This is a genomic window from Hominisplanchenecus murintestinalis (assembly GCF_943193015.1).
Classification (GTDB): domain Bacteria; phylum Bacillota; class Clostridia; order Lachnospirales; family Lachnospiraceae; genus Hominisplanchenecus_A; species Hominisplanchenecus_A murintestinalis.
The window spans coordinates 1-7860 of sequence record NZ_CALPCM010000070.1 but is presented as its reverse complement, the minus strand read 5'-3'; the positions used below and the strand labels follow the sequence as shown (position 1 = coordinate 7860).

Below are 7860 nucleotides of genomic sequence, written 5' to 3'. Positions count from 1 at the left end.
ATTCCATCCACGGCATGTATCAGGGAAGTCCACGCAGTCACACACGCACGTAACGCCGGCCACCACACAGCCGGGGCACCTGCCCCGGTATCTGGGGTAAGCGACAGACTCCGACAGACTCCCCGACAAACCGCAATTTGCAAGAGAATAGCAAAATTGTGTTCCATGCAAAAATACGGTTTGTACATTCAGCAGAAATGTGCTACAATATACGCGGGTATGATACAGAGAAGTTTTAGATAAAGAGAAGACGAATAAAATTCGCATAAATATGAGTTGCAGTAACTTCAGGAGGAAAATATGACAATACTACAGGCGATTTTTCTGGGAATCATACAGGGGTTAACGGAATTCCTGCCGGTGAGCAGTTCCGGACACCTGGCAATTGCACAGAATATCTTTGAGATTGATACAGGAGGAAGCATGTTGTTTGATATCATGCTTCATGTGGGGACGCTGGCAGCTGTGTTTGTGGCTTATCGGAAAGATATTGTACGGATGATACGAGAGGCAATCTGCATCTGTATAGATATAGGAGCGAATACCAAGATATGGATTTCAAACCGAAAGAATGATGAGGCGCTTCGCTATAAACGTATTATACATAACAATTATCGAAAGTTTGTAGTATTGATTTTGGTGTCTACCATACCGACAGGTGTGATTGGATATGCGGCGAAGAACCTGGTGGAAGCAGCGAGCGCTACATTAATTGTTCCAGGCGTCTGCTTGCTTTTGACAGGAGTGTTGCTGGTAGTCGCAGATTTTACAGAGGATGGAAAAAAGATTCCGCGGGACGTCAGCTATACAAACGGATTTTTTATCGGAATTGCACAGGGGATTTCTACATTGCCGGGGCTTTCACGTTCTGGTACAACGATTACGGCATGTCTTGTCAGCGGGTTTGATAAGCGGTTTGCAGTGAAGTATTCATTTCTGATGGCAGTTCCGGCAGTACTGGGAGCGTCTGTTCTGGAAATCAAAGATGCCGTTGCTGAGGAGATTACGGGAAATCTGGTGCTATGCTGTGTGATTGGTGCGGTTGTTGCGGGACTGGTGGGATATGTATGTATTAAAGTAATGCTTTCTATAGTAAGAAAGAAGAAATTTAAAGGTTTTGCTATTTATTGTCTGGTGCTTGGCGTAGCGGCAATCGCGGCTCATTTTATATTGTAAGTATTTTGGCAGGATAATCCATCGAATCATGGGTGTCCTGCTGATTTTTGGCTTGACCGTTTGTGGAGCCTATAGATTGAATTGTTAGAGAGGAGTAAAAAATGGCAGGAAAGAAAGCGACAGGAAAATCAGTTCAGCCAAAGAAGAAGTCCACAGCGTCAAAAACTGCTGTGAGCCGAAAGAAAACGACAACTTTGAAAAAGAGCGGAGGCCAGATGAAGGCAGCGTCCGGAATTACGATTAGGGATGAAGTAATGCTTTGGCTGGGATTGGCGCTGGCTATTCTCATGTTTATCAGTAATATTGGATTTGGTGGAATTATTGGCGATGCAGTCAGCGGTTTTTTGTTTGGGGTATTTGGATTTTTGTCTTATCTGCTTCCTCTGGCTTTTTTATTTACCGTAGCATTTATGATTTCGAATAAGGGGAATACAGTTGCGTGGATAAAGTTTGGGGCGATTCTGGTGTTGTGGCTTTGCCTTTGTGCATTAACAGAGCTAATAACAAACGGTAATGATATGACGAGGGATTTTTTAGATTATTTTAGGGACAGCTCAGAACTGAAAACAGGCGGCGGAATTATCGGAGGCTTGCTGTGCAGACCTTTGGAATCCGGAATAGGAATCGCAGGAGCCTATGCGGTTTTGATTATCTTGAGTATTATCTGCGTGGTTCTCATTACAGAGAAATCATTGTTTGCCGGGATGCGAAACAGTGGAAATAAGGTGTATGAGACGGCAAAAAGAGATGCAGAGCGGCGGCGTGAGAAAGCGGCTATCCGTAAAGAACGGCGGCAGATGGAGCGCACACGAAAATTCGAGGAAGAGAAGAGACAGCTTCTTGAAGAACTGGATCAGATTATGCTTAGGTCAGGATTGGCTGAAGAGAAGAGTGATACGGAGGCAGCGGCACAGCCTGAACCGGAAAAAGAGATTCAGGTGCCGGAAATGTTTCAGGAAAATGCAGGCGTGATGGGGAATGGACGGAGAGAGGCAGTGCCAGAGAAGTCCCGCCAGAGGCGTAAGCTTATACGGGAGATGCCCGAAGAGTTTATTTCAGTGAAAAGCATTGAAGAGAAAAAAGATGAGGCAGAAGAGGAGACAGAGGAACCAGAACTTTCCTATCGGATAGAAGGATTGTATGGAGCTGATGAGGAGGAATATATAGAAGTTCCGTTGTCAGAGGCGATAGATATGTATTCAGGTTTCACATATCAGGAGGAAGAGAGCGTTACAGAAAGTTTCCAGAGGGATGAAAAGGGATCAGCAGAGAACTTGCAGGATTATGAAGAAAAGTTTACGGGGATTTTGACGGAGAGCGAAGGAGAATTTATGGGAATTTCGCTCGAAGGCGGAGATGAGTTTACGGGGATTTCACCGGAAGATGAAGAAGAGTATACAGAGATTTCCGGTCAGGAGGAATCTGCAGAAGTTTTGCGGACAGAGAGTAAAGGGGCTGTTCTGGAGAAAAGCGCCGGGAAAATAGAGAAGAAACCGCGCTCTTCAAAGGAGGAGCAGGAAGAAGGAGTGCAGGCAGTGGCGCAGGAAATTGAAGAGCAGGTACAGGCGCCGCCTCCGGAGTATGTATTTCCTCCGATTGACTTACTAAAAAAACCCGGCAGAGGGAAAATGGCGGGAGCAGGCAGAGAACTGCAGGAGACTGCTGCGAAGCTGCAGAAGACTTTACATGATTTTGGCGTAGAGGTCAGCGTGACGAACGTGAGCTGCGGACCTTCTGTCACTCGGTATGAACTGGCGCCCAAACAGGGCGTGAAAGTAAGCAGGATTGTAAATCTGGCAGATGATATCAAGTTGAACCTGGCAGCTGCAGATATCCGGATTGAAGCGCCGATTCCGGGAAAAGCGGCAGTGGGGATTGAAGTTCCTAATAAAGAAAACAGTCCTGTTATGCTGCGGGAACTTCTGGAATCTTCGGATTTTCAGAATCATCCGTCCAATCTGGCATTTGCTGCGGGGAAGGATATTGCAGGGAAAGTAGTTGTGACAGATATTGCGAAAATGCCCCATCTGCTGATTGCAGGCGCTACGGGGTCGGGAAAATCAGTGTGCATCAATACAATTATTATGAGTATCTTATATAAAGCGAAACCAGAGGATGTAAAGCTTATCATGATTGATCCGAAGGTGGTAGAGCTAAGTGTGTATAATGGAATTCCTCATTTGTATATCCCTGTTGTGACGGATCCGAAAAAGGCGGCGGGGGCGTTGAACTGGGGCGTTGCTGAGATGACGGAGCGTTACAAGAAGTTTGCGGATTTGAATGTGCGCGACTTGAAAGGATACAATGCGAAAATAGAGTCTATCCAGAATATCGATGAGGAGGGCAAGCCGGAGAAACTGCCGCAGATAGTGATTATTGTAGATGAGCTGGCAGACCTGATGATGGTGGCTCCCGGTGAAGTGGAGGATTCTATCTGCCGTCTGGCACAGCTTGCCAGGGCTGCAGGTATCCATCTGATTATTGCCACACAGCGGCCTTCTGTGAATGTCATTACCGGACTCATTAAGGCAAATATGCCTTCAAGGATTGCATTTGCAGTATCTTCCGGCGTAGATTCGCGCACAATTATTGATATGCACGGGGCAGAGAAACTGCTGGGCAAGGGTGACTGTCTGTTCTATCCTCAGGGCTATCAGAAACCTGCCAGGGTGCAGGGGGCGTTTGTGTCGGATGATGAAGTGGGGAAAGTGGTAGAATTTTTGTCTCAGCAGGGATTCAGCAGCGCAGGCTATGATAATAAAGTGGAAGAACAGATAACCAAAGTACAGCAGGCAGCGGGCGGCAGTGATGTAGATTCTCATTTTGCAGAGGCAGGGAAGTTTATCATTGAAAAGGAAAAAGCGTCTATCGGGATGCTCCAGAGGGTATTTAAGATTGGCTTTAACCGTGCGGCGCGGATTATGGATCAGCTTTGCGAGGCAGGCGTGGTAGGGCCGGAGGAAGGCACAAAGCCCAGGAAAGTATTGATGTCCATGGAAGAATTTGAACAGTACCTGGAAGAATCGTGACAGTTTAGAAAATAATCGGAGTACAAATATGCACGCAGGAAGGCACACGGGAATTATTTTTAGATTGAAATTTCGACATGATTGTTTTATACTGAAAACAGCGTAATTATTCATTTTAAGAGAAAACAGGAGGAGAGTCATGTATCTGATTAAAAAAGCGGAACAGCTTACAGGGCCGATCTACTTAATGGATGTGGAGGCGCCCCGTATTGCGAAACATTGTCTGCCGGGACAGTTTATTATCGCAAAGATTGATGAGAAGGGTGAGAGAGTTCCCCTTACTATCTGCGATTACGACAGGGAAGCAGGCACGATTACGATTGTATTCCAGATTATCGGCGCGTCGACGGAGAGGTTTGCGCATCTGAAAGCCGGAGATTCTTTCCGGGATTTTGTCGGACCTCTGGGAAAACCGTCTGAGCTGTGTACGGATGATTTGGAGGAAGTGAAGAAGAAAAAGATTCTTTTTGTAGCCGGAGGCGTGGGAACAGCGCCTGTATATCCTCAGGTAAAATGGCTGCATGAGCAGGGCATTGACGCGGACGTTATTGTAGGCGCTAAGACGAAAGATTTGATTATTCTTGAGGAAGAGATGAAGGCGGTTGCCGGAAATCTGTACATAACGACGGACGATGGTTCTTATGGCAGAAGCGGAATGGTGACAAAAGTTATCGAGGATTTGGTTACTGAGGAAGGAAAGAGCTACGACGTCTGCATCGCGATTGGGCCGATGATTATGATGAAGTTCTGCTGCCTGACGACGAAAAAATTGAATATACCGACAGTTGTCAGCATGAATCCAATTATGGTAGACGGTACGGGGATGTGCGGTGCCTGCCGTCTGACTGTGGGAGATGAAGTGAAGTTTGCCTGCGTGGATGGACCGGAGTTTGACGGTCATTTGATTAATTTTGATGAAGCGATGAAGAGACAGCAGATGTATAGGACAACAGAGGGAAGAGCGCTGCTGAAAGAGCGTGAGGGCGATACCCATCATGGCGGATGCGGAAATTGTGGAGGTGACGAATAATGGCTGACGTATTGAAGAAGGTTCCTGTAAGAGAGCAGGCTCCGAACGTGAGGGCTGCAAACTTTGAGGAAGTATGCCTGGGATATAACAAAGAGGAAGCGATGGAAGAGGCTGCGCGCTGCATTAACTGTAAAAATGCAAAATGCGTACAGGGATGTCCGGTATCTATCAATATTCCGGCATTCATACATGAAGTAAAAGAAGGAAATATAGAGGCGGCTTACCAGGTTATTTCTGAGTCCAGCGCCCTGCCTGCTATCTGTGGGCGCGTATGTCCGCAGGAGAGCCAGTGTGAAGGAAAATGTATCCGCGGTATTAAGGGCGAGCCGATTTCTATTGGTAAGCTGGAGCGCTTTGTGGCTGACTGGGCGAGAGAAAATAATGTTAAGCCGAGCGTTTCCGTTGAGAAGAACGGCCATAAGGTAGCCGTTATCGGTTCAGGTCCTTCCGGTTTGACATGCGCAGGGGATTTGGCGAAGCTGGGATATGATGTAACGATTTTTGAGGCTCTGCACGAGGCTGGCGGCGTTCTGGTATACGGAATACCGGAGTTCCGTCTTCCGAAGAGTGAAGTCGTAGCTGCGGAGGTAGAAAACGTAAAGGCATTGGGCGTTAAGATTGAGACAAATGTAATCATTGGCAAATCGACAACGATTGATGAATTGCTGGAAGATGAAGGCTTTGAGGCGGTATTTATTGGTTCCGGCGCAGGGCTTCCGATGTTCATGGGAATTCCGGGTGAGAATGCAAACGGTGTATTTTCCGCAAATGAGTACCTTACAAGAAATAATCTGATGAAAGCTTTTGATGAGAATTATGATACGCCGATTGCACGGGGTAAAAAGGTAGCGGTAGTAGGCGGCGGAAACGTGGCTATGGATGCCGCAAGGACGGCTCTGCGTTTAGGGGCAGAGGTACATATTGTCTACAGGCGGAGCGAAGCAGAGCTTCCGGCGCGTGTGGAGGAGGTTCATCATGCGAAAGAAGAAGGAGTTATCTTCGATTTGCTGACGAATCCTACAGAAATTTTGGTAGATGAGAACGATGCAGTCAGGGGAATGAAATGTATCCGCATGGAGTTGGGTGAGCCGGATGCTTCGGGTAGAAGGCGTCCTGTGGCAATTCCGGGGTCAGAGTTCGAGCTTGAGCTTGACACGGTTATCATGTCGCTGGGTACTTCGCCGAATCCGTTGATTTCGTCCACGACAATCGGCCTGGATACGAATAAGAGAAAATGTATCATTGCCAGCGAGGAGAATGGACAGACATCGAAAGAAGGCGTATTTGCAGGAGGAGACGCCGTGACAGGCGCAGCGACAGTTATCCTGGCTATGGGCGCCGGAAAAGCTGCGGCAAAGGGCATTCATGAGTTCTTATCGAATAAGTAAAGGAGAGCCTTTATGGTTAGACATATTGTAACATGGTGCTTTAAAGAAGAAGTGGAGGAAGCGAAGAAGCCGGAGCTGAAGGCTGCTATGGCTGAGCATCTGGAAGCGCTGGCAGGCAAAGTGCCGGGGCTGGTTTCTGCAAGATTTGTCGCAGATCTGCTGCCGTCCAGTACCCACGATATGGTGCTTCTGACAGAGCATAACACACCGGAGGATTTGAAAGCGTATGCAACACATCCTGAGCATGTGAAGGTGGCAGATACGTATGTACGTCCTTTTGTGTGCAATAGAACAGCAATTGATTTCGAAGAATAATGTAAAAGGGGATGGAGAAAAACTCCATCCCTGTTTTTTCGTAAAGGATTTAAGAAAGGCGGATTTATGAGGATTACTTTGTTAGCCGTAGGGAAAATCAAGGAAAAATATCTGGTTCAGGGAATCAGTGAATATGCAAAACGGCTGAGCCGTTACTGTAAGCTGGAGATTGTGGAAGTGGCAGATGAAAAGACGCCGGATAAAGCGGGCGATGCTGTGGAGGCACAGATTAAAGAGACGGAAGGCAGACGTCTGCTGAAATATATCAGGGAAGGTGATTATGTCGTTGCATTGGCGATACAGGGGAAGATGCTGGATTCCATAGAGCTGTCAAAGCTGGTAGAGAATTTGGGAATACAGGGAGAGAGCAGTCTGGTTTTTGTTATCGGCGGCTCACTGGGGTTGTCAGATGAAGTGATGCGAAGGGCGGATTATCTTTTAAGTTTTTCGAAAATGACATTTCCGCATCAGATGATGCGAATGATTCTGCTGGAGCAAATCTATCGGGGGTACCGGATTATGATGCGTGAACCATATCACAAGTAAGGGCGAAAACGGCAGGGGAATTATGTTCCCCAAGATACGTATGATTACAACTATTTCTATGGTGCGGGTGAGGAAGACTTTGGCATGAGCTATTCTATGAATGTAGCAAGCAGCGCAAATGTGTTTGAATCAAAATTTTCGTATTTCTCAAAGTTCTACAGAATTAAGGAGATTTTAAATCGGAGAAACATCAAAGAATGTAGGAAATAAGCGGGGAAACGGTCTTAACCCGCATAAATACAGGGTTTTCAGGGATTTGGATAGTTTTGTATGAGCGGTTGAAAAGCCCGATAAATGTGAACGGTTAGCAACACGTTAGCAACAAACAGGAGGCGGCGCAGGTATCTTCTCAATTTCAGCCCGCAGGTCATCGACA

6 protein-coding genes are annotated in these 7860 nt (G+C 46.8%); all 6 read left to right on the top strand.

Annotation, left to right across the window (positions count from 1 at the left end; all coding sequences use genetic code 11):
- The first annotated feature begins 300 nt into the window (after positions 1-300).
- The 6 genes from NFR99_RS14080 to rlmH all read left to right on the top strand — a co-directional run bounded on the left by NFR99_RS14080 (position 301) and on the right by rlmH (position 7484).
- Positions 301-1176, top strand: a complete 876-nt coding sequence (locus tag NFR99_RS14080; protein ID WP_120486890.1) for an undecaprenyl-diphosphate phosphatase — start codon at positions 301-303, stop codon at positions 1174-1176.
- A 101-nt stretch (positions 1177-1277) separates the two neighbouring features.
- Positions 1278-4205 (top strand): FtsK/SpoIIIE family DNA translocase, encoded by a 2928-nt coding sequence (locus NFR99_RS14075; protein WP_251353959.1) that lies wholly within the window; start codon positions 1278-1280, stop codon positions 4203-4205.
- Between the two features lie 139 nt (positions 4206-4344).
- Positions 4345-5235: a sulfide/dihydroorotate dehydrogenase-like FAD/NAD-binding protein gene (locus tag NFR99_RS14070; protein WP_120486891.1), complete on the top strand. Its 891-nt coding sequence runs from the start codon at positions 4345-4347 to the stop codon at positions 5233-5235.
- Positions 5235-6623, top strand: coding sequence for an NADPH-dependent glutamate synthase (gene gltA / locus NFR99_RS14065; protein ID WP_120486892.1), 1389 nt, complete (start codon positions 5235-5237; stop codon positions 6621-6623). The genes NFR99_RS14070 and gltA overlap by 1 nt, the downstream gene beginning before the upstream one ends.
- 12 nt (positions 6624-6635) lie before the next feature.
- Positions 6636-6938, top strand: coding sequence for a Dabb family protein (locus tag NFR99_RS14060; protein ID WP_120486893.1), 303 nt, complete (start codon positions 6636-6638; stop codon positions 6936-6938).
- Between the two features lie 66 nt (positions 6939-7004).
- Complete coding sequence (gene rlmH, locus NFR99_RS14055) at positions 7005-7484, top strand: 23S rRNA (pseudouridine(1915)-N(3))-methyltransferase RlmH (protein ID WP_120486894.1); 480 nt, start codon at positions 7005-7007, stop codon at positions 7482-7484.
- Positions 7485-7860: the final 376 nt, after the last annotated feature.